Origin of the sequence: Sphingomonas sp. PAMC26645, from assembly GCF_004795835.1 — a bacterium.
Taxonomy (GTDB): Bacteria; Pseudomonadota; Alphaproteobacteria; order Sphingomonadales; family Sphingomonadaceae; genus Sphingomonas.
Window position 1 is genome coordinate 1,678,903 of the sequence record NZ_CP039249.1, and the last position, 24,802, is coordinate 1,703,704.

General features: G+C 65.7%; 23 protein-coding genes. 9 read left to right on the plus strand and 14 right to left on the minus strand.

What is annotated here, in order from left to right; all coding sequences use genetic code 11:
- Positions 1 to 6 precede the first annotated feature (6 nt).
- Positions 7 to 459 carry a GatB/YqeY domain-containing protein gene (locus E5673_RS07865; RefSeq protein WP_136189551.1) on the minus strand — a complete coding sequence of 151 codons (453 nt, stop codon included), beginning with the start codon at positions 457 to 459 and terminating at the stop codon, positions 7 to 9.
- A 141-nt stretch (positions 460 to 600) separates the two neighbouring features.
- Here E5673_RS07865 and carA point away from each other — a divergent pair, with 141 nt between their 5' ends.
- The 5 genes from carA to E5673_RS07890 all read left to right on the plus strand — a co-directional run bounded on the left by carA (position 601) and on the right by E5673_RS07890 (position 6,740).
- Positions 601 to 1,908: a glutamine-hydrolyzing carbamoyl-phosphate synthase small subunit gene (carA, locus tag E5673_RS07870; RefSeq protein ID WP_136189552.1), complete on the plus strand. Its 1,308-nt coding sequence runs from the start codon at positions 601 to 603 to the stop codon at positions 1,906 to 1,908.
- Between the two features lie 64 nt (positions 1,909 to 1,972).
- Positions 1,973 to 2,200: a hypothetical protein gene (locus E5673_RS07875; protein WP_136189553.1), complete on the plus strand. Its 228-nt coding sequence runs from the start codon at positions 1,973 to 1,975 to the stop codon at positions 2,198 to 2,200.
- Complete coding sequence (gene carB / locus E5673_RS07880) at positions 2,200 to 5,532, plus strand: carbamoyl-phosphate synthase large subunit (RefSeq protein WP_136189554.1); 3,333 nt, start codon at positions 2,200 to 2,202, stop codon at positions 5,530 to 5,532. Before E5673_RS07875 ends, carB begins: the two co-directional genes overlap by 1 nt.
- Before the next feature lie 75 nt (positions 5,533 to 5,607).
- The gene (greA, locus tag E5673_RS07885; RefSeq protein ID WP_056052861.1) at positions 5,608 to 6,084 is read left to right on the plus strand and encodes a transcription elongation factor GreA; all 477 of its coding nucleotides are present in this window, start codon (positions 5,608 to 5,610) and stop codon (positions 6,082 to 6,084) included.
- A 5-nt stretch (positions 6,085 to 6,089) separates the two neighbouring features.
- A complete protein-coding gene (locus E5673_RS07890; RefSeq protein ID WP_136189555.1) occupies positions 6,090 to 6,740 on the plus strand; it encodes a rhomboid family intramembrane serine protease in 651 nt (216 codons plus the stop codon).
- A 350-nt stretch (positions 6,741 to 7,090) separates the two neighbouring features.
- On the opposite strand, the gene E5673_RS07895 is transcribed toward E5673_RS07890, so the two are convergent.
- The 5 genes from E5673_RS07895 to E5673_RS07915 form a co-directional block, all read right to left on the minus strand.
- The gene (locus tag E5673_RS07895) at positions 7,091 to 7,318 is read right to left on the minus strand and encodes a DUF4170 domain-containing protein (RefSeq protein WP_136189556.1); all 228 of its coding nucleotides are present in this window, start codon (positions 7,316 to 7,318) and stop codon (positions 7,091 to 7,093) included.
- Between the two features lie 64 nt (positions 7,319 to 7,382).
- Positions 7,383 to 7,862, minus strand: coding sequence for a hypothetical protein (locus E5673_RS07900; protein ID WP_056486302.1), 480 nt, complete (start codon positions 7,860 to 7,862; stop codon positions 7,383 to 7,385).
- Between the two features lie 69 nt (positions 7,863 to 7,931).
- Entirely contained in the window at positions 7,932 to 8,204 is a 273-nt protein-coding gene (locus E5673_RS07905; RefSeq protein ID WP_056486297.1) for a hypothetical protein, read from the minus strand.
- Positions 8,201 to 8,554 (minus strand): phage holin family protein, encoded by a 354-nt coding sequence (locus E5673_RS07910; protein WP_243649696.1) that lies wholly within the window; start codon positions 8,552 to 8,554, stop codon positions 8,201 to 8,203. The genes E5673_RS07905 and E5673_RS07910 overlap by 4 nt, the downstream gene beginning before the upstream one ends.
- Positions 8,555 to 8,558: 4 nt before the next feature.
- Positions 8,559 to 9,047 (minus strand): hypothetical protein, encoded by a 489-nt coding sequence (locus tag E5673_RS07915; RefSeq protein ID WP_136189558.1) that lies wholly within the window; start codon positions 9,045 to 9,047, stop codon positions 8,559 to 8,561.
- Positions 9,048 to 9,189: 142 nt separating this feature from the next.
- On the opposite strand from E5673_RS07915, the gene eno reads away from it, so the two are divergent.
- Together eno and E5673_RS07925 are read left to right on the plus strand one after the other, a co-directional pair.
- The gene (gene eno, locus E5673_RS07920) at positions 9,190 to 10,470 is read left to right on the plus strand and encodes a phosphopyruvate hydratase (protein WP_136189559.1); all 1,281 of its coding nucleotides are present in this window, start codon (positions 9,190 to 9,192) and stop codon (positions 10,468 to 10,470) included.
- 66 nt (positions 10,471 to 10,536) lie between these two features.
- Positions 10,537 to 10,821 carry a septum formation initiator family protein gene (locus tag E5673_RS07925; RefSeq protein WP_235518634.1) on the plus strand — a complete coding sequence of 95 codons (285 nt, stop codon included), beginning with the start codon at positions 10,537 to 10,539 and terminating at the stop codon, positions 10,819 to 10,821.
- A gap of 139 nt (positions 10,822 to 10,960) precedes the next feature.
- On the opposite strand, the gene E5673_RS07930 is transcribed toward E5673_RS07925, so the two are convergent.
- A complete protein-coding gene (locus E5673_RS07930; RefSeq protein ID WP_136189560.1) occupies positions 10,961 to 11,785 on the minus strand; it encodes an alpha/beta hydrolase in 825 nt (274 codons plus the stop codon).
- Between the two features lie 125 nt (positions 11,786 to 11,910).
- On the opposite strand from E5673_RS07930, the gene E5673_RS07935 reads away from it, so the two are divergent.
- Positions 11,911 to 13,650 (plus strand): DUF885 domain-containing protein, encoded by a 1,740-nt coding sequence (locus E5673_RS07935; RefSeq protein ID WP_136189561.1) that lies wholly within the window; start codon positions 11,911 to 11,913, stop codon positions 13,648 to 13,650.
- Between the two features lie 341 nt (positions 13,651 to 13,991).
- Here the strand turns inward: E5673_RS07935 and E5673_RS07940 are convergent, their stop codons facing one another.
- Positions 13,992 to 15,407, minus strand: a complete 1,416-nt coding sequence (locus tag E5673_RS07940; protein ID WP_136189562.1) for an MFS transporter — start codon at positions 15,405 to 15,407, stop codon at positions 13,992 to 13,994.
- Positions 15,408 to 15,465: 58 nt separating this feature from the next.
- Here E5673_RS07940 and E5673_RS07945 point away from each other — a divergent pair, with 58 nt between their 5' ends.
- Positions 15,466 to 17,595, plus strand: coding sequence for a prolyl oligopeptidase family serine peptidase (locus E5673_RS07945; RefSeq protein WP_136189563.1), 2,130 nt, complete (start codon positions 15,466 to 15,468; stop codon positions 17,593 to 17,595).
- Between the two features lie 133 nt (positions 17,596 to 17,728).
- On the opposite strand, the gene E5673_RS07950 is transcribed toward E5673_RS07945, so the two are convergent.
- The 6 genes from E5673_RS07950 to E5673_RS07975 all read right to left on the minus strand — a co-directional run bounded on the left by E5673_RS07950 (position 17,729) and on the right by E5673_RS07975 (position 24,794).
- Entirely contained in the window at positions 17,729 to 18,280 is a 552-nt protein-coding gene (locus E5673_RS07950) for a glycine zipper 2TM domain-containing protein (protein ID WP_136189564.1), read from the minus strand.
- Positions 18,281 to 18,357: 77 nt separating this feature from the next.
- On the minus strand, positions 18,358 to 18,654 hold the full coding sequence (locus tag E5673_RS07955; protein WP_133018882.1) for a hypothetical protein: 297 nt from the start codon (positions 18,652 to 18,654) through the stop codon (positions 18,358 to 18,360).
- 129 nt (positions 18,655 to 18,783) lie between these two features.
- A complete protein-coding gene (locus E5673_RS07960) occupies positions 18,784 to 19,077 on the minus strand; it encodes a DUF1330 domain-containing protein (RefSeq protein WP_136189565.1) in 294 nt (97 codons plus the stop codon).
- 51 nt (positions 19,078 to 19,128) lie between these two features.
- On the minus strand, positions 19,129 to 21,051 hold the full coding sequence (locus E5673_RS07965) for an alpha-L-fucosidase (protein ID WP_136189566.1): 1,923 nt from the start codon (positions 21,049 to 21,051) through the stop codon (positions 19,129 to 19,131).
- An 18-nt stretch (positions 21,052 to 21,069) separates the two neighbouring features.
- On the minus strand, positions 21,070 to 23,367 hold the full coding sequence (locus tag E5673_RS07970; RefSeq protein WP_136189567.1) for a GH92 family glycosyl hydrolase: 2,298 nt from the start codon (positions 23,365 to 23,367) through the stop codon (positions 21,070 to 21,072).
- The gene (locus E5673_RS07975; protein ID WP_136191404.1) at positions 23,364 to 24,794 is read right to left on the minus strand and encodes a glycoside hydrolase family 125 protein; all 1,431 of its coding nucleotides are present in this window, start codon (positions 24,792 to 24,794) and stop codon (positions 23,364 to 23,366) included. The genes E5673_RS07970 and E5673_RS07975 overlap by 4 nt, the downstream gene beginning before the upstream one ends.
- Positions 24,795 to 24,802 lie beyond the last annotated feature (8 nt).

The following is a 24,802-nucleotide window of genomic DNA, read 5'->3' on the forward strand; positions in this document are numbered from 1 at the left end:
CAGAATTTACGACAGCGCTACCTTTACCAGGCCGCTTGCCTTGCTCATGTCCAGCTCGCTTGCGTGGCGTGCTTTCAGCTCCGCCATCACGCGGCCCATGTCCTTCATGCCGGTCGCGCCGAGTTCCGCCTTGATCGCCTCGATCGCCGCCGATGTTTCCGCCTCACTCATCTGCTGGGGGAGGAAGCGTTCGATCACCGCGACCTCGGCGGTCTCCGCATCGGCGAGTTCCTGGCGGCCGCCCTTGGTAAACATCTCGATCGACTCGCGGCGCTGCTTCACCATCTTCTGGAGCACTTCGACCACCAGCGCGTCGTCGCTCTCGGGCGCCTTTCCGGTGCGCGCTTCGATGTCGCGGTTCTTGATCGCGGCCTGGATCAACGAGATAGCGTTGCGGCTCTGCTTGTCGCCGGCCTTCATGGCGGTCAGCTGCGCAGCCTTGATGTCGTCGCGAATCATGTACTGGTCTTTCAGGTGGTTCGTGCGTAGCCCGACGGGATAGCGCGTCCGCCGTCCGTTTAACAGATTGACGCTGCGGCACGCCGGCCTTAGCGGACACCACTTAGCGACATCGTCAACGTAAAGAGAGTGCCCAGCCTGATGGCCGACGCCCAGCCTATAGCCATGCCTGCCGGTGCAACAGGCGTCCTCGTCCTCGCCAATGGCGACGTGATCTGGGGTCGCGGGTTCGGCGCAGAGGGCAGTGCGGTCGGCGAAGTGTGCTTCCACACCGCGATGACCGGCTATCAGGAGGTGCTGACCGACCCGTCGTTCGCCGGGCAGATGATCTGCTTCACCTTCCCGCACATCGGCAATGTCGGCGCGAACCCCGACGACGTCGAGGCGGACGACCCGCATGCGCTCGGCATCATCGTCCGCGAGGACGTGACGCAGCCGTCGAGCTTCCGCGCGGTCGAGGGGCTGGATGGCTGGATGAAGCGGCATGCGCGGATCGGTCTGTCGGGCGTCGACACGCGTGCGCTGACGCGGCGGATCCGGGTGGCGGGCGTGCCTAACGGCGTGATCGCGCATTCGGCGAGCGGCGAGTTCGACGTGGCTGCGTTGCTGGCGATGGCGCGCGCGTGGCCGGGGCTTGAGGGCATGGACCTCGCCAAGGACGTGTCGACCGAGATGCATTATGGCTGGGGTGAGGATGCGCCCGGCGGTGTCTGGAAGCTGGGCTTCGGCTATGGGGACAGCTCGCAAGCAGCAGAGGGCGCTTCTGCTCCCCTCCCGCAAGCGGGAGGGGTCGGGGGAGGGGCTGGCCAATCAGCGCCGACCCCGCCTGAGGCCATGCCCTCCCCCAACCCCTCCCGCGATGCGGGAGGGGAGCAGAAGACGCGCCCCCACGTCGTCGCGATCGATTATGGCTCGAAGCGCAACATCTTCCGCAACCTCGTCGCGGCCGGCGCGAAAGTCTCGGTCGTCAGCGCCACCGCGAGTTTCGACGACGTGATGGCGCTCGCCCCCGACGGCATCTTCCTGTCGAACGGCCCCGGCGATCCCGCCGCGACCGCCGAATACGCGGTGCCGGTGATCCGCCAGCTACTGGAGACGGGCAAGCCGCTGTTCGGCATCTGCCTCGGCCACCAGTTGCTCGGCCTCGCGGTCGGCGCGACCACGACCAAGATGTTCCAGGGCCACCGCGGCGCCAACCATCCGGTCAAGCGCCTGTCCGACGGCGCGGTCGAGATCACCAGCATGAACCACGGATTCGCAGTCGAGCGCGACAGCCTGCCGGCGAACGTCCGCGAGACGCATGTGTCGCTGTTCGACGGGTCGAACGCTGGGCTGGAACTGACCGACAAGCCCGCGTTTTCCGTACAGTATCATCCGGAGGCTAGCCCGGGGCCGCAGGACAGCTTGTACCTGTTCGAGAAGTTCGTCGGACAACTCCCGCGTGCTTAAGAGCGGGGCGCTCGTGACATCAGGTTCGCTATTTTTAGTAGCTTGCGGTCAGAGCGCCCCTGCAATGCCGGAAACGATCTTCAAGAAGGCCGTGAACATCTGCGGCCTTAAGCAGACGACTTATCTCCGTAGAGATGGCTTGTTTCTCGACGAGCCACTTATCAATTTTTCCAAAGAGACACAGCCGAGTAACGCGCATCGCTGCTTCAATGCAGCCCTTAACAAGGTCGATGAGGCGCTAACGGCGGCTGGCGCGAAGCACGTCAGCTATATCTGGGAATGGACTGAGTAATGCCAAAACGCACCGACATCTCCTCGATCCTCGTCATCGGCGCAGGACCTATCGTCATCGGCCAGGCGTGCGAGTTCGATTATTCGGGCACGCAGGCGATCAAGGCGTTGAAGGAGGAGGGCTATCGTATCGTCCTCGTCAATTCGAATCCCGCCACGATCATGACCGATCCCGAGCTGGCCGACGCGACCTATGTCGAGCCGATCACGCCGGCGATCGTCGCCAAGATCATCGAGAAGGAGCGCCCGGACGCGATCCTGCCGACGATGGGCGGGCAGACCGCGCTGAATACCGCGCTCGCGCTGTTCCATGACGGTACGCTGGAGAAGTTCGGCGTGACGATGATCGGGGCGGATGCCGATGCGATCGACATGGCGGAGGACCGGCTGAAGTTCCGCGATGCGATGGACCGGATCGGGCTGGAAAGCGCGCGCTCGGCGATCGCCCATACTGTTGAAGAAGCCTTGGAAGGTCTTGAGAAGACCGGGCTTCCGTCGATCATCCGGCCGAGCTTCACGATGGGCGGCTCGGGCGGCGGCATTGCGTACAACCGCGAGGAGTTCATCGCGATCGTCCGCAACGGGCTCGATCTGTCGCCGACCACCGAGGTGCTGATCGAGGAATCGCTGCTCGGCTGGAAAGAATACGAGATGGAGGTGGTGCGCGATCGCAACGACAACGCCATCATCATCTGCTCGATCGAGAACGTCGATCCGATGGGCGTCCACACCGGCGACTCGATCACGGTCGCGCCGGCGCTGACGCTGACCGACAAGGAATACCAGATCATGCGCAACGCATCGATCGCGGTGTTGCGTGAAATCGGTGTCGAAACAGGCGGTTCGAACGTCCAGTTCGCGGTCAATCCGAAGGACGGCCGGCTGGTCGTCATCGAGATGAACCCGCGTGTTTCGCGCTCGTCCGCGCTGGCGTCGAAGGCAACCGGCTTCCCGATCGCGAAGGTCGCGGCGAAGCTGGCGGTCGGCTATACGCTCGACGAGATCGAGAATGACATTACCGGCGCAACGCCCGCAGCGTTCGAGCCGACGATCGATTACGTCGTGACGAAGATCCCGCGGTTCGCGTTCGAGAAGTTCAAGGGCGCGTCGAACACGCTCGGCACCGCGATGAAGTCGGTCGGCGAAGTGATGGCGATCGGTCGCAACATCCACGAATCGATGCAGAAGGCGTTGCGTGGGCTTGAGACGGGCTTGTCGGGGTTCAACCAGGTCGATCATCTGGTCGGTGCGCCGCGGGCGGAGATCGAGGCGGCGCTGGCCGTCGCGACGCCGGACCGGTTGCTGGTCGCGGCGCAGGCGCTGCGCGAGGGCTTCACGGTCGCCGAGGTGCATGCGATCGCCAAGTATGATCCGTGGTTTCTGGAGCGGATCGCCGAGATCATCGCGGCCGAGGCCGAGGTGATGAAGGACGGCCTGCCGATCGACGCGCCGGGTATGCGCCGCCTGAAGAGCATGGGGTTCAGCGACAAGCGGCTTGCATGGCTGGCGCTGCAATCGGCCAATCTGCGGGGCATGAACCGCGGGATCGCGCGCGGCTCGGGGCTGATCCACGAGGTCGTCAAGGCGATGACCGGCGGCGTGACCGAGGAGGAGGTGCGCCAGCATCGGCTGAAGCTGGGCGTGCGGCCGGTGTTCAAGCGGATCGATACGTGCGCGGCCGAATTCGATGCGAAGACGCCGTATATGTACTCGACCTACGAGGCGCCGAGCTTCGGCGAGCCCGAGAACGAGTCCGAGCCTACCGATCGCAAGAAGATCGTGATTCTGGGCGGCGGGCCGAACCGGATCGGGCAGGGGATCGAGTTCGATTATTGCTGCTGCCATGCGTGCTTCGCGCTGGCGGATGCTGGCTATGAGACGATCATGGTCAACTGCAACCCGGAGACGGTGTCGACCGATTACGACACGTCGGACCGGCTGTATTTCGAGCCGTTGACCGCCGAGGACGTGCTGGAGATCCTGCATGTCGAGCAGCAGAACGGCACGCTGGTGGGCGTGATCGTGCAGTTCGGTGGGCAGACGCCGCTGAACCTCGCGCGCTCGCTCGAGGCTGCGGGCATTCCGATTCTGGGTACGACGCCCGACGCGATCGATCTGGCGGAGGACCGTGAGCGGTTCGCGGCGCTGATCACCAAGCTCGGGTTGCTTCAGCCGGCCAATGGCCTGGCGCGGAGCCGCGACGAGGCGGTCGCGGCGGCGGAGCGGATCGGGTATCCGGTGCTGATGCGGCCGTCCTATGTGCTCGGCGGACGGGCGATGGAGATCGTCGATACGATCGGGCAGCTCGAGCATTACATCGCGACCGCGGTGCAGGTGTCGGGCGACTCGCCGGTTCTGATCGACCAGTATCTGCGCGATGCGATCGAGGTCGATGTCGACGCGATCTGCGACGGCACCGATGTGGTCGTCGCGGGCGTGTTGCAGCATATCGAGGAGGCGGGGGTCCATTCGGGCGACTCTGCGTGCTCGATCCCGCCTTACTCGCTGTCGGCGGAGATCATCGCCGAGATCGAGCGGCAGACGGTGGCGCTCGCGCATGCCTTGTCGGTGGTCGGCCTGATGAACATCCAGTTCGCGGTGAAGGACGGGCTGGTCTACCTCATCGAGGTCAACCCGCGCGCGTCGCGCACCGTACCGTTCGTCGCGAAGGCGATCGGTGCGCCTATCGCCAAGATCGCCGCGCGCGTGATGGCGGGCGAGAAGCTGGTCAACCTCCCGAAGATCGACCGGCACATCGACTATTATGCGGTGAAGGAGGCGGTGTTCCCCTTCAACAAGTTCCCCGGCGTTGATCCGGTGCTGTCACCGGAAATGAAGTCGACCGGCGAAGTCATGGGGATCGATCCCGATTTCACGATCGCGTTTGCCAAGGCGCAGCTTGGCGCGGGGACGATCCTGCCGACCAAGGGCAACGTCTTCGTCAGCGTGAAGGACGGCGACAAGGCGATGATCGTCGAGGCGGTGAAGGCGCTGGTCGACACCGGCTTCTCGATCGTCGCGACCGGTGGGACGGCGGATCATCTGGCGCGCGCCGGGTTGCCGGTCGAGAAGGTCAACAAGGTGGCCCAAGGTCGGCCGCATATCGTCGACCGGATCAAGGACGGCGATATCGCGCTGATCTTCAACACCACCGAGGGGTGGCAGAGCCTGAAGGATTCGCAACCGATCCGCGCGTCAGCGCTCGGCCAGCGGATTCCGTACTTCACGACCGCGCCGGCGTCGCTCGAGGCGGCGAAGGCGATCGCCAAGCTTTCGACGCACAGCCTTGAAGTACGGCCGCTGCAATCCTATTATTCGCAGTCGCACGACTGATCCCGACATGAGAATGATGTGTGGGCGGGGCTGGTACAGGGCCTCGCGCGGGGAAATGGATTTGGGGACGAGATGATGGCGACCGTCGAAAAGATGCCGATGCTGCAGGAAGGCTATGAGACGCTGAGCGCGGATCTGAAGCGCCTGAAAGCCGAACGTCCGACGATCGTCGACGCGATCGAAGAGGCGCGCGCACACGGTGACCTGAGCGAGAACGCGGAATATCATGCCGCGAAGGAGCGTCAGGGCCAGGTCGAGGCATCGATCTCCGACATCGAGGACAAGCTGAGCCGCGCGCAGATCATCGATCCGAAGGATTTGTCGGGCGACAAGGTCGTGTTCGGCGCGACGGTGACGTTGCTCGACGAGAACGACAAGCCGGTGAAGTATCAGATCGTCGGCCAGACCGAGGCTAACGCGAAGACGGGGCGGATCTCGTACAATTCGCCGCTGGGTCGCGGGCTGATCGGGCGCAAGCTCGATGAAGAGGTCGAGGTCACGGTGCCGGCCGGCGAGCGTTACTACGTCGTCTCCAAGATCGAGTTCATCTGAGCCTTATGCAATTCTTCGAGACGCGGGCGACGGCGATCATCACGATCGTGACGGTCATCGTCTCGGGATTCTTGGTGCTGAGCGGGTCGCTTGGCTACTGGGCGGTGAACGCCGGGTTCATCCCGTTGCGGATGACCGATCTCGGTATTCCTAGCGAGCATATGTTCGTCGTGCCGTCCTGGGCGACGCCGCTGACTGCGACCCTGATCCATGGCGGTTGGGCGCACATCGCGCTGAACCTCGTGATGCTCGTGTATTGCGGTCAGTTCGTCGAGAAGGCGCTGGGGACTGTCGGGTTGGCCGTGCTGTACGTGCTGGGCGCGTATGCCGCGGCGGCGGGGCATTGGGCGTTCGGGCCTGAGTCCACCGCGCCGATGATTGGCGCTTCGGGTGCGATCTCCGCGGTTGTTGGGGCTTATGCGCTTTTGTATGGCGAGCGGCGAGCGCAGGCGATCGGGCCGGTGCCGGCTGGGGTCGTGCATGTCGTCTGGCTGGCTGCCGCCTGGATCGGGATCCAGCTGCTGATGGGGCTGGCCGGGTTTGGGGCTTCGGTTGGGGCTAGTGGGCCTATTGCGATCGGTGCGCATATCGGGGGGTTCTTGGCGGGGCTGGTGCTGGCTCGGCCTTTGTTGCTCTGGCATTACCGGGCTGCTTAGGCGGCCACACCGTTCGTCCTGAGTAGCTGCTGAGCTTGTCGAAGCGGCTCATCGAAGGACAGGTTGGCGCGCGGGACCTGTGCTTCGATACGAGCCCTCGATACGGCTCTTCGAGCCTACTCGGTCTCTACTCAGCACGAACGGAAAGGGGGGGCCGCCTTTGGCGTCTCTCCCACTCCCGAACAGGAGTGGGGAGGCGCAGTTTTATACGAAATTGATGGTCAGAGAAGTACCGTCAAATCCGTCATCCCCGCGAAGGCGGGGATCCATAGCCTATGTCGTTGCGATCGGATTGCTACGACAGCCACTATGGGTTCCCGCCTCCGCGGGAATGACGGCTCCGGAGTAGTTCAGGCTACAGTCGCACCCAAGTTCGGCTCGAGCATCCGGTGCAGATGCACCACCACGAACTTCATCTCGGCATCGTCGACGGTACGCTGCGCCGCAGCACGCCAAGCCTTCTCGGCGCTGGTGTAGTCGGGGAATACGCCGACGAATTCGATCTTGCTCAGATCGTTGAAATCCAGGGTGCGCGGGTCGCTGACGCGGCCGCCGAATACGAGGTGGAGCTTGCTCATGCGCTTGCTTTCCTAGGGAGGGGGTTGCCGCCTCCCTAGCGTGTTCGACCCGCGGTTTGAACCCTTAGACAGTAGGCTTTTGCGAAACCGCCTTCGCACCTGCGGTACCGGCCGTCGTGACCGCCTTGACGATACCCTCGAGCAAGCCCTTGGCCTGGTCGCGCGCATTGTCCTTGGTCAGGCCGAGTTCGCCAAGTTCCGAGCGGCCTGCATCCTTCGCTGCGGCAGTCGCCGCCACGAGCGTTTCGCTGAGACGCTTGCCGACGGGGGCGAGCAGTTCCTTCTCACGCGCGGAACGCGGGAGCAGCGCACCGGCGAGCGCGCCGACAGCGAGACCGCCGACCAGGATGCCGAGCGGGTTGGATTCGAGGTTGTTGACGACGCGCTTGGTCTTCTCGCGCGAGACTTCGAGAACCTCGGAGGCCTTGTCGCCAGCGTCGTGATAGACCTTCGATGCGGTCTCGCGGACGGTGTCGAGGCCCTCGCGGAGACGGCTCTCGGTCTCGTGGGCGGCTTCGTTTGCGGTGGTCTTTGCGTCGGTCATGGGAATGTCCTTCTGGTGGCAAGCTGCTCGTCATTCAACGCGAGCTGGGACTTCAAGGTTTCAATGCGGTCACCGCCCGCGGCGGAAGAGTCCGACGATCCGGTGGCGGGCGAGGAACAGCCCGGCGACCGCGGCGAACCCCGCGGTCGGCCCCGGATTGCGCTTCACCGTCTCGACGCTGGCGCTGAGTGCAGCGGTGCCGGCATCGGCGACGTCGCGGCTGGCGTTCAGCGCGAGCTTCCGCGGATTGAGCCGGTCCTGCAACTGCCCGAGCGTCATCATGACGCGCTGGCGGGCGAGGGCCGATTCGATCTCTGCGGCGGCGACTTTGGCGGATGTCATGATACGGGCTCGCTCTTCGTCTGAAGCTTCGACTTGCCGATCATCGCCAGGATCGCCGCCACTGCGAGGACGGCCACCACGACGATGGCGGTCGCCCATCCTGGCCCCACCAGCGTCGCCACCGTCAAGATCGCACCGACCAGCAGTGCGATCAGTGCGGCCAAAGCCAGCACGCCGGCGACCGCGAAGAACATCGCGGCCGACTTGTACGCACTGGCGGTCTCACCGAACTTCGCCTTGTAGACAGCGACTTCCGCGGTCGCGAGACTCTTAGTTTCGGTCGCCAGACGACCGACGATGGATGCAAGGCTCTCGTCTTCGCCGGTCGCGAACGTCAGTGGGTCGGACAAGACGTCAGACCTTCGAATTGGCATCGACGCCCGACTGCACCAGTCGCGCGACGACAAAGCCGATGGCGGCTGCTGCACCCACCGCGATGGCCGGCGACTTGCGAACGAGTTCGCGCGCGTCGTCGAACAGCTCGTCGATGTCCTTTGCCTTCACCTGGTCGGCGAAACCCGAGACGCTGTCGGCGGCGCTGCGGGCATAACCGCCATACTGAGACCCGAGCTTCTCATCGACCTGGCCTGCGGCGTCGGTCAGCAACTGTGCGACCTGCTCCAGCGCGCCACTTGCTCGTGCCTTGCCGTCCTCGGCGAAGGTGCGGACCTTGTCGGTCGCCTGTGCGGTGTACTTGTTCGCACCGTCCTTAATCGCCTGCTTGGCGTCGCCGGCCTTGGCCGAGACATCGCCGTTATCGATCGTCTTGCTGAGCTCGGTCCCGACCTCGTTCACGGTCGTTTTCAGGTCGTTGACGGTGTCGTTTACGCTGGTGTCGGCCATGACGGTCCCTTTCAGAATTGTTACGCACTCAACACCGTCGTTGGAGCGCGGTTCCCGAAGCGCGCGCGATTGCCCGATATGGCGTGAGACGGTAGAGGCGGCGCGAACGACCCGGCACCGGGATTTGTAGGAGCATCGTTACGTGACCGCAATCATCGACCTTCATGCACGCCAGATCCTCGACAGCCGCGGCAATCCGACCGTCGAGGTCGACGTGCTGCTCGAAGACGGCAGCTTCGGCCGCGCCGCCGTGCCGTCGGGCGCCTCGACCGGCGCACACGAGGCGGTCGAGCGCCGCGACGGCGACAAGACCCGCTGGGGCGGCAAGGGCGTCGATGGCGCGGTCGACGCGGTCAACGACGAGATCACCGACACCGTGCTCGGCATGGATGCGGAAGACCAGTCGGACCTCGACCGCGCGATGATCGAACTCGACGGCACCGAGAACAAGGGCCGGCTGGGCGCGAACGCTATCCTCGGCGTCAGCCTCGCCGTCGCCAAGGCCGCGGCCGAAGCACGCGGTTTGCCGCTGTACCGCTATGTCGGCGGCGTGCAGGCGCATCTGCTGCCGGTGCCGATGATGAACATCATCAACGGCGGCGAGCATGCCGACAACCCGATCGACTTCCAGGAGTTCATGGTGGTCCCGGTCGGCGCGTCGAACATCCTCGAAGCGGTCCGCTGTGGCTCGGAGATCTTCCACACGCTGAAGAAGGGCCTGAGCGAGAAGGGCCTGTCGACCAGCGTCGGCGACGAGGGCGGCTTCGCACCGAACATCGGCAGCACCACCGAAGCGCTCGACTTCATCATGTCGAGCATCGAGAAAGCGGGGTACAAGCCCGGCGAGGACGTGATGCTCGCGCTCGATTGCGCGGCGACCGAGTTCTACAAGAACGGCAAGTACGAAATCTCGGGCGAGGGCCGGATTCTCGAGAGCGCCGAGATGGCGGAATATCTCGCGGACCTGACGCGCCGCTACCCGATCTTCTCGATCGAGGACGGCATGGGCGAGGACGATTGGGAGGGCTGGAAGACGCTGACCGACCTGATCGGCGACAAGGTCCAGCTGGTCGGCGACGATCTGTTCGTGACCAACCCGAAGCGTCTGAAGCGCGGGATCGACCAGGGTATCGCGAACTCGCTGCTGGTGAAGGTCAACCAGATCGGCACGCTGACCGAGACGCTCGAGGCGGTGTCGATGGCGCAGCGCGCGAAGTATACCGCGGTGATGTCGCATCGTTCGGGCGAGACCGAGGATTCGACGATCGCCGACCTGGCGGTCGCGACCAACTGCGGTCAGATCAAGACGGGCAGCTTGGCGCGGTCGGACCGGTTGGCCAAGTACAACCAGCTGATCCGGATCGAGGAAGAGCTGGGCGATGCGGCGCGCTATGCCGGCCGCGACATCTTGATCGGGGGGTGATAGGTTCGGAAACCGGAGGACGACATGGCACGCGTGACGACGAAGACCAGCAAGTTGCGGAAGACGATGCGCAAGGCCGCGTGGCCGGCGCTGGGGCTGACGCTGATGGCGTTCTTCGGCGCGTATGCCGTGCTCGGGCCGAACGGGATGTTCGCGTATGGCGATTACAAGCGCCAGCTTGCGAAGCGTGAGCAGGACTATGCCGCGCTCGATCGCAAGCGGGAGGTGTTGAAGAACCGGGTGGCGTTGCTGAACCCGGATCATGCGAACCCGGATATGGTCGACGAGATGGTCCGCAAGGAGCTTAACGTCGCGCATCCGGACGAGGTTATCGTGCCCTTGGGGAACTAGTGTTTCGATCCTCCCCCGCCAGGGGAAGGTGTCACCGCAGGTGACGGAGGGGGAGGATACGAAACAGGTGTTTCCCGTTTCCCCCCTCCGTCAGGCAAGAGCCTGCCACCTCCCCCTTGCGGGGGGGAGGATTCAAGAATTACCGACCCAGGAACGTCAGCAGGTCGTTGGTGAAGCGATCGCTCTCCGTGATCGTTAGGCCATGCGGGGCGCCGTCATATTCGACCAGTTGCGAGTCCGCGATGCCCTTGGCGGCGGCGCGGCCGGTGGCGTCGATCGGGACCGTCTTGTCGCTCGTCCCGTGCACGACCAGCGTCGGTACGCGGAAGGCGGCGAGATCCTGGCGGAAGTCGGTGTGGCCGAACGCCTTGGCGCACTCCAGTGTCGGGTGAAGGCCCGCCTGCATCGCAAGGCTCCAGACCCAGTCTACCACCTCGTCGCTGACCGGCGAGGTGATGAACCCGACGCCGAGGAATTGCTGGAGGAAGGTCTTGAAGAACGCCGGGCGGTCGTCCTCGATACCCGCGCCGATGCTGGCGAGCGTCTCTTCGGGAACGCCGTCGGGATTGTCATCGGTCTTGAGCATGTACGGCACCACCGACGAGATCAGCCCGGCGGCGACCACGCCCTTGCCGTCGTAACGGCTCATGTAGCGCGCGATCTCGCCGCCACCCATCGAGAAGCCGACGATCGTCGCGTCGGTGTTCGCGCCGGTGGCTTCCATGACGTCGGCCAGATCGTCGGTCAGCGTGTCGTAATTGTAGCCGGTCCAGGGCTGGCCCGAGCGACCGAACCCGCGGCGGTCATACGCGATCGCGCGGAAGCCGGCGTGCGCGAGCGCCATCGCCTGCGCGTCCCAGCTGTCGGCGTTGAGCGGCCAGCCATGCGTCAGGATCACCGGGCGACCCGTGCCCCAGTCCTTGACGTAAATGTCTGTACCGTCACGGGTTTTTACGTAGGGCATGCAAGTCTCCGGTCTGTCTTGGCAGATGCACGTTCAACGGCTCATCGTGCGCGCCGTTCCGCACGCTGGCGTACCAAGACTTCGACTGGCAGCATGGTCCCAGACGAATCGGAATTGGAGACAGGATGCGGATCGGACTTTTGACGACGGCGCTCGGCGCGGTCCTCGCCTTGAGCGCGTGCGGCCCTGCGCAGACGACCGCGAATACGCAGGCTCCTGCCGCGCCGACGACTGCTGCGACGGGCGACTGGGCGGGGTTCCGCGATGGCTTCATCGACGGCTGGTTCAAGATCGATCCGGCCAACGCGGTCTATCAGGGCAAGCACGAATATGACGGCGGCTTGGGCGACTGGAGCGCGGCTGGGCTGAAGCGGCAGGCGGACTTCCTGCATGGCGCGATCGACAAGGCGGGCGCGTTCAAGGATCTGAAGCCCGCCGAGGCGTTCGAGCGCGACTATCTGGTGCAGGTCTCCAAGGGCAAGCTCTTCTGGCTGGAGGATGCCGACCAGCCGCACCATAATCCGGCCTGGTATGTCAGCGCGGGGCTCGATCCGAACACGTATATCGCGCGCAACTATGCCGATGCGCCGACGCGGATGAAGGCGCTGACCGCGTTCCTGCAGAAGATCCCGGCGGCGGCGGGGAACATCAAGGCGAACCTCAAGACGCCGATGCCGCTGAGCTACGTCAATTACGGGACGGCGGCGTTCAATGGCTTTGCCGACTATTATGCGGGCGACGCGGTGAAGGCGTTTGCGGGCGTGAAGGATGCGGCGGCGCAGAAACAGCTCACCGATGCGGCGCAGGCGGCGTCGAAGGCGATGCGCGATCTGGGGACGTGGACCGAGGGCCAGCGCGCGACCGCGACGCAGGACTTTGCGCTCGGGGCGGACAAGTTTTCGCGGATGGTGGCGATGACCGAGGGCGTCGATACGCCGCTCGACCAGCTCGAGGCGGCCGGTGTTGCCGACCTCAAGCGCAACCAGGCGGCGCTCGCGCAGGCGTGCGGGGTGTTCGCCAAGGGGCAGACGATCCTCGCGTGCATGGACAAGATGAACGCGAACAAGCCGGTCGGCGGCCCGGTTGCCGAAGCACGACGCCAGATCCCGATTTTGCGGAAATTCGTCGTTGATCATGATCTGGTGACGATCCCGGGGACCGAGCAGGCGCTGGTCGAGGAGTCGCCGCCGTATAACCGGCAGAACTCGGCGTATATCGATCCGCCGGGGCCGTTCGATAAGGGCGTGCCGTCGATCTACTATATCTCGCCGCCCGATCCCGCGTGGACCAAGGCGGTGCAGGACGCGTTCGTGCCGGGCAAGAACGACCTGCTGTTCACGTCGGTGCACGAGGTGATGCCGGGGCATTTCGTCCAGTTCCTCCATGCGAACCGCTCGCCGTCGCTCTTCGGACGACTGTTCGTGGGATATGCGTTTGCCGAGGGGTGGGCGCATTATGCCGAGGAAATGATGTGGGAGGCGGGGCTCAACAACGGCGATCCGGAGACGCATGTCGGGCAGATTTCGAACGCACTGCTGCGGGATTGCCGGTATCTGTCGGCGATCCGCATGCATGCGAAGGGGATGACGCAGGAGCAGTCGTTCCGGATGTTCGTCAACGAATGTTACCAGGACGAGGGGAATGCGAAGCAGCAGGCTGCTCGGGGGACGTATGATCCGGCGTATCTGAATTATACGATGGGTAAGCTGATGATCCGGAAGTTGCGGTGGGATTGGACTGCGACGCGGGGTGGGCGGAAGGCTTGGAAGGCGTTCCATGATCAGTTTCTGAGTTATGGTGGACCGCCGATCCCCTTGGTGCGGGCGGCGATGATGGGGGAGGCTAAGGCGACGGCTGCTTTCTGAGGGGTATCCTCCCCGGAACGGGGAGGGGGACCAGCGAAGCTGGTGGAGGGGGCTCACCCCGAGAGTTGCGGTCGTAAATGCTCGGGTTGCTACCTGTGGCTGTCAGCGGTTGCCGTATTCGTTCTTCGAAGCGGTACGCTCCGGGTGATCCCCCTCCACCCCCGCTCTGCGAGCGGCGGTCCCCCTCCCCTTGCCGGGGAGGAATAGCAGGGTGAACATTCTTCTCCTGCTCCCTCTCCCCCTTCCGGGGAGAGGGCTGGGGTGAGGGGCTGTTCCGGGCGGAGCGCTGCTTGGCTGCCCCTCACCCCGACCCTCTCCCCGGAGGGGAGAGGGAGCAGCAGTTAGCGCGTCTGCTGGGCGGGTTGGACGTCCTGCGTTTCTTCGGTCGGCGGGTTGCGGATCGAGGGGCGGAGGCGGCTTAGGCTGCATAGGCCTGCCACTAGTGCTAGGCCGGCAGCTACGAGGGGCGGGGTCATGCCGGCGCCTACGCCCATGGCGAGGAGGGCGGCGACCAGGGTGGCACCTGTGGTCTGGCCTACCAAGCGCACCGTCGAGACTAGGCCGCCAGCTGCAGCGGCGCGTTCGCGGGGGGCGCTGCCGATGATCAACCGCGCGTTCGGCGCCATGAACATTCCGAAGCCAGAGCCGCACAGCGCCATTCGCCATGCGATGTCAAAATAGCCGGGGTCCGCCGGCATGTATGCGATCAGCAGCAGCGCGCAGATCGACACGCCCATGCCGATCCCGCCGAGCAGCCCGGCCGGATAGCGATCCGACAACCAGCCGGAGAGCGGCGCGACGAACATGTTCGCCAGCGGCCACGGTGCGATCGCCGCGCCGACTTCCGCCGCGCTGAAGCCGTAGGCGTGGGTCAGGCGGAACGGGGTCGAGAGCAGCAGCGTCATCTGTGCGATGAACGCGGTGTAGGCACCGATCGCCGACAGCGCGAGGACGGGCCGGGCGAGCAGGTCGATCGGCAGGATCGGCTTGGTCTCGCCCTGTTCGCGTTTCACGAAGAACCAGCCGATCACCACGCCGGTCAGCACGATCGCGGCCGAGACGATCGGGCTGTCGCCGTGGACCGCGCTCTCCGCGCCGCCGATGACGAGGCCGATCATCGCCGCGCACATCACCGCACCCAGCACGTCGAAGGGTTCGTCGTGCTTCCGTGGCTCGGGTAGCGCGCGGCCGAGCAAGAGCGACGCGATCGCGAACGGTACGGCGCTGGCGAACACCCAGGGCCAGGGGGCGATGGCGAGGACGAGGCCGCCGATCGTCGGGGCGAGTGCCGCGGAACTGGAGACGACGACCGAGTTGATCCCGAGGCCGCGACCGAGCTGCTTGGTCGGGTAGATCGAGCGGATCAGTGCCGACGAGACGCTCAGTGCCGCCGCGGCACCCAAAGCTTGTGCGGCGCGGACGACGAGCAGGAACGGCAGGCTCTTGGCGAAGAAGCAGAGCAACGTCGCGACCGTGAACAGCAGCTGGCCGTACTGGTACATGCGCTTCAGGCCGATCCGGTCGCCGAGCCCGGAGAACGGGAGCAGCGCCATCGCAAGGATCAGCTGGTACACCGTGACCACGGTCACCACCGCGCTGCTGCCTACGTGCAGGTCGCGCGCGATCGTCGGGAGTGCGACTGTGGCGATGCCGCCGTCGATGATCGTCAGCGCGGTCCCTGCCGAGATCGCGGCGATCGCGACGAAGCGGCGGGGCTTGGGCAGGCCGTCGGCCGCGGATATCTGGTCCGGTTGCATTGCGGACCGCGATAGACCTCGTCATGTATCCCGCCAAGCAAATCAGGGAGATACGACGATGCGGGTTCTGGCTTCGATGCTTGCGGCGACGATATTGAGCGGTGGCGCCGGCCTTGCGGGCGGTGCCGCGCTTGCCCAAGTCGCACCGATGACCAAAACGAACACCGCCGCCGACCCGTATATCTGGCTCGAGGACAAGGATGGCGCGAAGCCGCTCGCCTGGGTCGAGGCGGAGAATGCGAAGACGTTGCCGCGGCTCCAGAACGATCCGCGCTACAAGACTTTCTATGCCGAGGCGCTGGCGATCGCGTCGGCGAAGGATCGCATCCCGATGCCGAACCAGATGTTCGGGCGGATCTACAATTTTTGGCGCGATGCCGAGCATCCGCATGGGCTTTGGCGTTGGACGAGCGCTGCCGATTACGCGAGCGCGACGCCGAAATGGACGACCGCGCTCGACCTCGATGCGCTGGGCAAGGCCGAGGGCAAGCAGTGGGTGTGGAAGGGGTCGACCTGCCTGCAGCCCGAGGAGCGGCTGTGCCTGGTCGCGCTGTCGGAGGGCGGCGAGGATGCGGTGACGTATCGCGAGTTCGACCTGTCGACCGGCGCGTTCGTCGAGGGTGGCTTCATGCTGCCGAAGTCAAAGCAGGATGCGAGCTGGGTCGACAAGGACACGCTGCTGGTCGCGCGCGACTGGGGGGCGGGGACGACGACGCAGTCGGGCTATGCGTTCGTGCTGAAGCAGGTGAAGCGTGGGGCACCGCTGACCGCCGCGACCGAGGTGTATCGCGGCGCGGCGACCGACCAGGGGGCGACCGGGGCGGACGTGCTGACCGACGAGAAGGGTAATCGCCTGATCGTGATCCAGCGGCGGAAGACGTTCTTCGGCGCGGACAAGCTGGTGTGGACGCCGGCGGGTACGCGGCCGCTCGCGTTGCCCGACCGGACGTTTCCGGCGGGGATGATTGACGGACAGGTGATCTTCTCGACCAGCGACCCGTGGGGCAAGATCCCGGAGGGGGCGGTTGCTTCCGCGCCGCTGGCCGAGGTGGAGAAGGGGACGATCAACCCGACGATCGTGTTCGCACCGGGGCCGCGCCAGTCGGTCGACGGGATGGCGCTGACCAAGTCGAAGTTGCTGCTCGTCGTGTCGGACAACGTCCGCGGCCGTGCGTCGGTCTATTCGCATGGCGCGAACGGCTGGACCGCTAAGCCGATCGCGTTGCCTGACAACGCCTCGATCGATGTCGCGAGCACGACTGATCGCAGCGACGACGCGTATCTGACGGTGACCGGGTTCCTGACGCCGACGTCGCTCTATTCGCTGGATGCCGCGACGGGCGCTGCGCCGAAGCCGATCAAGACTTTGCCGGCGAAGTTCGATGCGTCGAACGATGTCGTCGAGCAGTTCGAGGCGACCTCGACCGACGGGACGAAGGTGCCGTATTTCGTGGTCCACAAGAAGGGCATCGCGCTCGACGGGACGACGCCGACGATCATGACGGCGTATGGCGGCTTTCAGGTGTCGATGACGCCGAGCTATTCGGGGAGCACCGGCAAGCTGTGGCTGGAGCGGGGCGGGTCGTATGTGCTGGCGAACATCCGCGGGGGCGGGGAGTTCGGGCCGAAATGGCATGACGCCGGGCGGAAGACGAAGCGGCAGGTGATCTATGACGACTTCGCGGCGCTGGCGAAGGACCTGTTTGCGCGGAAGCTGACGAGCCCGGCCAAGTTGGGGATCTATGGCGGTTCGAACGGCGGGTTGCTGATGGGGGTCGAGTTCAACCAGCATCCAGAGCTTTGGAAGGCGGTGACGATCCAGGTGCCGTTGCTCGACATGATCCGGTATGAGGGGATTGCGGCAGGGGCGTCGTGGGTCGACGAATATGGGTCGGTGACGGTGCCGGCGGAGAAGGCGTTCCTCGAGACGATCTCGCCGTATCAGAACATCAAGAAGGGCGTCGCGTATCCGGAGCCGTATATCTGGACGACGACCAAGGACGACCGCGTCGGGCCGCAGCATGCGCGGAAGTTCGCGGCGCGGTTGAAGGAATATGGGCTGCCGTATCTGTATTATGAGGACACGGCGGGTGGCCATTCGGGCGATGCGGATATCGAGCAGGGGGCTCGGTTGCAGGCTTTGCAGATGACGTACTTCACGCAGAAGCTGGTCGGGGTGGCGAAGTAGGGGGGGGCTCCTGCCGTCTCCCGCTACTCCCTGCCGTTCTCCCGCGAACGCGGGAGCCCAGGGTCACGAACGGTATCGCTTGTGATCTTGGGCCCCCGCGTTCGCGGGGGAACAGTTAGCTCGCGGCATGAACCTAGCGGCAGCGGACCTGGCTGTTGCTCTGCTCGACTGCACGCCCGGCGAGACCACCGGCTGCTGCACCGAGCAGCGAGCCGACGATCCGCGAACGGCCGCCGTCGATGACGTTGCCCAGGATGCCGCCGCCCGCTGCGCCGATGATCAGCCCGGTCGTGCCGTCATTGCGCTTACAGTAATATTTGCCGTCTTGGCCCGCATAGACGCGGTCGTTGGTCGCCAGCGTCCGCTCCTGGTAGTTCGGGCCCGCGCGATAGTAGCGCGAGGGGTCGTAGTTACCCTCGTCGCGCTCGTCCGGATAGGCTTCCTGATAGCCTCCGCTGCGATCTGGCGCGGTGCGATAGCCGCCCTGGGGCGCGTAGCCGCCGCGGTTGCCGCGGACCGACTGGTAGCGATCGAATTCCTGGCGGAAGATCTGCAATTCGCTGTCGAGGCGCGATTGGGCGGCGGCGAAGCGCGCGTCGTCGGCCTGCGACTGCGCGAGCGCGGGGGTGGCGGCGGAGAGGCAGGTCGCGGCGATCAGTGCAGCCGTACCGAGAAAACGCTTCATGATCCGGATCCTTCTAAGAGGTCACAACGAGAGTGGGCGGCAGCATCGCGCCACCGCCCACTCGATTTCAAGAATTATCAGCGGCAGATCTGCACGCGGCGGTTGTGGCGCCATTCGGTGCGGCAGCGGCGGTTGTTGTTCCAGTTGCGACGATCATGATCGCGGCCACGATAGCGACGGTCGTCATGACGATCGCCGCGATGGTCGTTGTGGCGATAGTCGCGGCGGTCGCCACGATGGTCGCGGTGGTCGCCGCGATGATCGTTGTCGCGATACTGCTGGCTGTAGCCGCGCTGTGCTTCTGCGGGAGCTGCGGCGCCGAGGCCGAGTGTCGCGAAGGCCAACCCGGCAGCGATGAGATGCGTAAACTTCATGAGATGTCCTCTCGAACCCGACAATCGGGATGTGCCGTTGATACGGCTATCGAGAGACATCGTTCCTGAACGGGGTTGTTGGCTGGCGTACAGGTTGGGTGCGCCAGCCGGGGATCGGTTGGCCCTATGTTAGCCGGGTAGCCCCTCGATCACGAACACGCGGTCGTCGGCACCCTTGAGACGGTGCTGCAACGCGTCCTGATAGGCCGGGCTGTCATACCAGGCATGCGCCTCGGCCACGTCGGGGAATTCGAGGATCACGGCGCCCTCGACAGCCTGACCTTCGAGCGTCTCGACGGCACCGTAGAACGCGAGCGGCTTCAGCGTGCGGCCTTCGCGGGCCAGGGGTGCCTTAGCCTGGTACTGCTTCATCTCTTCGGCATCGGTAACTTCGTTGCGCACGAATACGACATAGGCGGTCATCTACATTCTCCTTCTGCGGCGGCAGGGTGGCAGCGAATATACCTATGCCCGTCAAGATGCGCCTGGTTTCGGCCTGAACGCGCCGAGGCCTGCGATCGCCAGCCGCTGTGCGGGGATCGCGGTTTCGGCGAACGAGAATCGCAGGTAGCGCGCAGTGGTCGGTCGGGCGAAGGCGATGCGCTGGGCGGCGAGCGCGTAGGCGATGTTGGGGAGTTCGCCCTTGGCGATGTCCTGCCACGTCTTGCCATCGGTGCTCGCCTCGACCCGGTAGCCTTTCGGCGGGGCCGTCTTTGCCATTACCGCGCGCGACGGAATCAGGACGAAGCCGGCGAGCGTCTCGGTCGCGGCCAGGTCGATCGTGACCGAGGCGGGTGTGCCGGGCGCAGGCGCGGGCATGGTCCAGGCGGTCGCGCTGTCGTCGTCGAGCAGCGCCTTGGCACTCGGCGCGGTCGCGGTGACGATCGACCAGCGGCTGGTGATGACGGTCGTCGTATCGGTGTTGCGGACCGGCGCGACGGGAGCGGGCGCGACCTGGCGGAACAGCTCGACTTCGCTGATCGCGGGGCAGGCGGTGCCTTCGAGGATGCGCAGGCGGAGGCGGCGGGGGGCGATCGGTTTTTCGAGGCGGACGATCCGTTGCGAGCCGATCCCCGAATGCTCGGCGAGCTTGCGCCATTGTCCGCCGATCTCGGCGTCGATCGCGAACCGGGTCACGCGTATGCCGAGCGGGAGATACTCGCGGAGGCGGATGAGGTCGAACGCGCGACCCGGCGGGAGGTCGAGCGTCAGCGTCGGCGTGGTGACGGCGTCGGGCGTCGACCAGTAGGTGTCGCTGTTGCCGTCGAGCACCGTGCTGGCGGCATAGGTCTTCCCGCGGACGTGACTGGCCGATGCGACGGCGCCCTTGGCGAGATCGGTGGCGAAGGTCGCTCCTTGAGCAGCGCCGAACGACTTCAGCGTCTCAACATCGATATCGGCGAGGCGACCGCGACGGTCGGGCGGCAGGTTGAGGTTGAGGTTGGTGCCGCGACCGACCGACTCGTCGTGCAGCTTGATCAGGCGCGCGGGCGTCTTGACCTTCGAATCCTCGTCGGCGTGATAGAACCAGCCGGGCCGGATCGAGACGTCGGTCTCGGCAGGCCACCAGAGCGGCGCGCCGCGCACGCCCGAATTGCCCTCGGACTGGACATAGGGATGGTTCGGCATGGTCGGCCAGCACGGATCGCCGGCGACGCCGTCCTCGTTCCCGACCCAGCGCAGGTCCGCGCCGAGCGGGTCGAAGGTGCAGGCCATCGGCTGATGCTCATGGACCAGCGCGACGATCGACGGCCAGTTATAGTATTTCGGCGCGTCGATCTTCCGCGTGTCGCGCGCACCGCCATAATAGCCGTCGCCGCCGTTCGCGCCGTCGAACCAGAATTCGAACAGCGTGCCGTAGCGCGTGCAGAGTTCGACCACCTGCTTTCGGAAATACTCGACATAGGCGGGGCGGCCATATTCGGCGTGGTTGCGATCCCAGGGCGAGAGATACAGGCCGAAATCGAGCCCGGCCCGACGGGTGGCGCGCTCCATTTCGCCGACGATGTCGCCCTTGCCGCCCTTGTAGGGACTGTTGCGGATGCAGTGTTCGGTGAGCATCGTCGGCCAGAGGCAGAATCCGTCATGATGCTTGGCGGTCAGGATGATGCCGCGCATGCCGCCTGCCTTGGCCGCGGCGACGATCTGGTCGGGCGAGAAGTCGGTCGGGTTGAACAGCTTCGGATCCTCGTCGCCATAACCCCATTCGCGATCGGTGAAGGTGTTGATCGAGAAATGGACGAACGCGTATTGCTCGCGCGCGTGCCAGGCGAGTTGCCGCTTCGAGGGCGTCGCACCCCAGGGTTTCGGCGCGGTTTCGCGGCCGGCGCCGATCGCGGGCGTGGCGGTGGCGGCTAGACCCGAGGCGAGCAGCAGGCGGCGGGAAACATCGGTCATCATCGTCTCCGGGAGGTATCAGGCAGCGGGCTGGCCGAACGAGGGCGGTCGGTCGGCGAGCTTGGCGCCGAATGCAGGGTTCGGCGTGGCGGACATCGTGAAGCGGAGCGTGCCGCCAGCCGCGAGATCGGCGTGTGATATCCAGCTTTTCGTCCACGGCTTGCCGTTCCACTGGACCGCCGCGACGTAGGGCGTGTCGGCGCGGTTGCCGGGGGCTTCGACGACCAGCTTGCGACCCTTGCCGACGCGGACCTCGGCGTGGGTGAACAGCGGCGAGCCGAACACGTACACCGCCGCGACCGGATCGACCGGGTAGAAGCCGAGCGCCGACATCACGAACCATGCGCTCATCTGGCCGCAATCGTCGTTGCCGATGATCCCGTCGGGTGCGTTGCGGTACATCGTGTCGAGCAGCTTGCGGACCAGCGCCTGCGTCTTCCACGGCTGTCCGACATAGGCATAGAGATAGGGCACATGCTGGTCGGGCTCGTTGCCGTGCGCATATTGGCCGAGCAGCCCGGAGATGTCGGGCGGCGCGTCCTTGGGCAGCGTCGAGGGTGCGGCGAACAGCGCGTCGAGCCGGCTCGCGAACTTCGCGTCGCCGCCGAATTGCGCGATCTGGCCGTAGAGGTCGTGCTGGTTCAGGAAGGTCGTCTGCCAGCCATTCGCCTCGGTGAAGTCGCGGTAGCGCTTGGTGTGGCCGAGCTGGATCGGGTCGTAGGGCGTCAGCCAGCTGCCGTCGGCGAGCTTCGGTCGGGCGAGGCCGATCGCGGGATCGAGCACGTTACGGTAGTTGCGGCTGCGGAGACGCAGGCGATCGGCGTCTTCTTTAGCGCCAGCCTTCTGCGCGAGCGTGGCCATCGCCCAGTCGTCATAGGCGTATTCCTGCGTTCGGCTGACCGACTCGTCGACGACGTCCGCGGGCAGATAGCCGCGCTCGATATAGGTGCCGCGCGCGCGGCTGTTGACGAGGTCGGGTGCGGCGGGATCGAACGCGCGGGTTCGGATCGCGGGCCATGCCGCGGCATAATCGGCGTCGATGCCCTTTGCTGCGGCCTCGGCCATGATCGCGACCGAGTGCCAGCCGATCATCGTGCCGGTCTCGACCCCCTGGAGCGGCCAGCAGGGCGGGCCGTATGCGCTTTGCTGCGTCTGGCGGATCAGGTCGCGGACCAGCGACTTCGCGCGATCGGGGGCGACCAGCGTGAGCAGCGGGTGAAGCGTGCGATACGTGTCCCAGGTCGAATAGGTGCTGTACGCCTGCTCGCCGGCGGGGACGCTGTGGACCTCGCGATCGAGCCCGACATAGCGGCCGTCGACGTCGGAGAAGAGCGTCGGGGCGATCATCGCGTGATAGAGCGCGGTGGTCATGATGACGCGGGCGTCGTCGGTGCCGCCCTCGACCCGCACGACCTTGAGCGTGTCGGCCCAATTCCGGATCGCCTGGCGTCGCGCGACGTCGAACTCGCGGAAATAGGACGCGGCGAGGTTGGTCCGCGCGCCCGCCATGTCGACCGCGGAGACGGCGGTGCGGACGACGATCGGTGCGGCGCCTGCATTGTCGTAATGCAGCACCGCGCGGACGCGGTCGGCGGTGACGATCGCGCCGTTGACGCTCTGCGTGTCGGCGTAGAGCGTGATCCGGTCGGGCTTAGGGGACACGTGCATCGCGAAGTGGATGCGGCGACCCTTCGCCCAGCGGAACGTCCGGCGGCTGCCGGTGAGCGTGCCGTCGGTGTCGAGCTCGATCCGGCTGTCGTCGATCAGCGGACCTTCGCCCGGGCGGCTGTCGCGGTAGTTGCCGAGATCGACCAGGAGGTGGCCGGGGCCGGCGGGAAAGTGGTGACGATGCCACCCGACGCGGGTTTCCGCGGTCAGTTCGGAGCGGACGCCGTTGCCGAGCGTGACGGCGTAATAGCCGGGCTCGGTGACCTCCTGCGTGTAGGTCTGGCGATAGCCATCGCCCGGCTTGTCGGGTGCGCCGGGCAGCAGCTTGACCGCGCCGCGACCGGGGACGACCAGCACGTCCATCAGGTCGGCGATGCCGGTGCCCGACAGATGCGTGTGCGAGAAGCCCATCATGGTCGGGTCGCCGTGATGATAGCCTGAGCAGTTGGCCCAATTCTCGGTATCGGTGTCGGGGCTGACCTGAACCATCCCGAACGGCATCGTCGCGCCGGGATAGGTATGGCCGTCGCCGCCGGTGCCGATCCAGAGGTTGGGCGCTGCTTTTGGAGATCGTGCGATCGCGGGGATTGCGCCGGTGATCGCCAGCGCACCGCTGGAGCCAAGCAGGGCGCGTCGCGTGATCTTCATAAGGCGCTCGCCAATAGTGCGGGGCGGGTGTTCGCAAGCTGAACGATCAGTTCGCCGAACAGCCCGTTGGCCCAGGCGAACCAGGACCGCGTGAACTTGGCGGGATCGTCCTTGTCGAACGCCTCGTGGATGAAGCCGGTGTCGGCGTCGGTGTCGCGCAGCATCCGCAGGCACGCGCGGACAGTGGCATCGTCTGCGCCTGCGAGCGCACGGACGATTAGCGACATCGGCCAGATCTGGCCGAGCCCGACATGCGGTCCGCCGATCCCCTCGGCCTTGGCGCCCTTGAAGAAATACGGGTTCGCGTCGCTCCAGGCGGCCTGCGCGGTGCGGTGCCAGAGCGGATCGGTGGCGGGGACGCAGCCCATATAGGCGAGGGCGGAGAGCGACGGCACGTTGGCGTCGTCCATGAAGACCGCGTTGCCGAAGCCGTCGACTTCGAAAGCCCAGACTTCGCTGCCGTCGCGCAGGCGCATCCGGCCGTGCGCGACCAGTGCCGCCTCGACTTCGTTCGCCAGCGCCGTGGCATCGGCGGCGAGCGCGGTGTCGTGGCGCGCTTCGTTCGCGACGACCGCGAGTTCGCGCAGGGTGGTGACCGCGAACAGGTTGGACGGGATCAGATACGGGTAGACGCAGGCATCGTCGGAGGGGCGGAAGCCGCACTGGATCAGGCCGTTGGGCTTGGCGGGATTGCCCCAGCCTTCGAGCGCCATCGTCTCGGTGTTGCGGTTCGAGGACCGCAGGAAGCTGTAGGGGCCGCGATCGTCCTTGCGCTGTTGCTCGCGGTAGGTGCGGATGCTCGCGCGGGCGGCCTCGGCCCAGGTCGCATCGAACGGCGTCGCGTCGCGCGTCGCCTGCCAATACCCGTAGGCGAGGCGCATCGGATAGCAGAGCGAGTCGATCTCCCATTTGCGCTCCGCGACGCCGGGTTTCATCTCGGTCTGGTCCTTCAGCGCCCAGCTGAGGTTGGTCTTCGCCGTCGGGCTTTCCATGAACGCGTTGGCGTAGGGGTCGATCAGGATCGAGCGCGACTGGCGTGCGATCAGGCCGCGGAAGAGCGTGCGCAACGCGGGGTCTTCGCGGACGAGGTGGAGATAGGGGCGAAGCTGCGCGGAGCTGTCGCGGAGCCACAGGCAGGGGATGTCGCCGGTGATGACGAACGCATCGGGCGCGCCGCCGGCGGTCGACATGCGGACGGTGGTGTCGAGCGTGTTCGGGTAGCAGTTGCCGAACATCCAGCGCAGCTTCGGGTCGCCGATCCGGGCCGAGACGCGCGCGATCTCGCGTTCGACCGAGCGGCTGGTGAAGTTGCGGTCGGCGAGCGCGGGGCGCTTGCTCGGCAGCGAGGGGCGGGCGGCGAAGGCGGGCGTGCCGACCAGCGCGAGGCCCCCGGCTACGCCGCCGGCCATGACGGTGCGGCGGTCCATGTTGGTGG

Bases quoted from the DNA above. Each gene is read 5' to 3' on its own strand.
- E5673_RS07945 (WP_136189563.1), top strand. From the start codon at position 15,466: ATGCGGGTTCTGGCTTCGATGCTTGCGGCGACGATATTGAGCGGTGGC.
- E5673_RS07930 (WP_136189560.1), bottom strand. From the start codon at position 11,785: ATGCCCTACGTAAAAACCCGTGACGGTACAGACATTTACGTCAAGGAC.
- E5673_RS07955 (WP_133018882.1), bottom strand. From the start codon at position 18,654: ATGAAGTTTACGCATCTCATCGCTGCCGGGTTGGCCTTCGCGACACTC.
- E5673_RS07900 (WP_056486302.1), bottom strand. From the start codon at position 7,862: ATGACCGACGCAAAGACCACCGCAAACGAAGCCGCCCACGAGACCGAG.
- E5673_RS07925 (WP_235518634.1), top strand. From the start codon at position 10,537: ATGCGCAAGGCCGCGTGGCCGGCGCTGGGGCTGACGCTGATGGCGTTC.
- E5673_RS07895 (WP_136189556.1), bottom strand. From the start codon at position 7,318: ATGAGCAAGCTCCACCTCGTATTCGGCGGCCGCGTCAGCGACCCGCGC.
- E5673_RS07940 (WP_136189562.1), bottom strand. From the start codon at position 15,407: ATGCAACCGGACCAGATATCCGCGGCCGACGGCCTGCCCAAGCCCCGC.
- E5673_RS07960 (WP_136189565.1), bottom strand. From the start codon at position 19,077: ATGACCGCCTATGTCGTATTCGTGCGCAACGAAGTTACCGATGCCGAA.
- E5673_RS07965 (WP_136189566.1), bottom strand. From the start codon at position 21,051: ATGACCGATGTTTCCCGCCGCCTGCTGCTCGCCTCGGGTCTAGCCGCC.
- E5673_RS07915 (WP_136189558.1), bottom strand. From the start codon at position 9,047: ATGGCCGACACCAGCGTAAACGACACCGTCAACGACCTGAAAACGACC.
- E5673_RS07865 (WP_136189551.1), bottom strand. From the start codon at position 459: ATGATTCGCGACGACATCAAGGCTGCGCAGCTGACCGCCATGAAGGCC.
- E5673_RS07950 (WP_136189564.1), bottom strand. From the start codon at position 18,280: ATGAAGCGTTTTCTCGGTACGGCTGCACTGATCGCCGCGACCTGCCTC.
- E5673_RS07890 (WP_136189555.1), top strand. From the start codon at position 6,090: ATGCAATTCTTCGAGACGCGGGCGACGGCGATCATCACGATCGTGACG.
- E5673_RS07905 (WP_056486297.1), bottom strand. From the start codon at position 8,204: ATGACATCCGCCAAAGTCGCCGCCGCAGAGATCGAATCGGCCCTCGCC.
- carA (WP_136189552.1), top strand. From the start codon at position 601: ATGGCCGACGCCCAGCCTATAGCCATGCCTGCCGGTGCAACAGGCGTC.
- E5673_RS07875 (WP_136189553.1), top strand. From the start codon at position 1,973: ATGCCGGAAACGATCTTCAAGAAGGCCGTGAACATCTGCGGCCTTAAG.
- greA (WP_056052861.1), top strand. From the start codon at position 5,608: ATGGCGACCGTCGAAAAGATGCCGATGCTGCAGGAAGGCTATGAGACG.
- E5673_RS07935 (WP_136189561.1), top strand. From the start codon at position 11,911: ATGCGGATCGGACTTTTGACGACGGCGCTCGGCGCGGTCCTCGCCTTG.
- carB (WP_136189554.1), top strand. From the start codon at position 2,200: ATGCCAAAACGCACCGACATCTCCTCGATCCTCGTCATCGGCGCAGGA.
- E5673_RS07975 (WP_136191404.1), bottom strand. From the start codon at position 24,794: ATGGACCGCCGCACCGTCATGGCCGGCGGCGTAGCCGGGGGCCTCGCG.
- E5673_RS07970 (WP_136189567.1), bottom strand. From the start codon at position 23,367: ATGAAGATCACGCGACGCGCCCTGCTTGGCTCCAGCGGTGCGCTGGCG.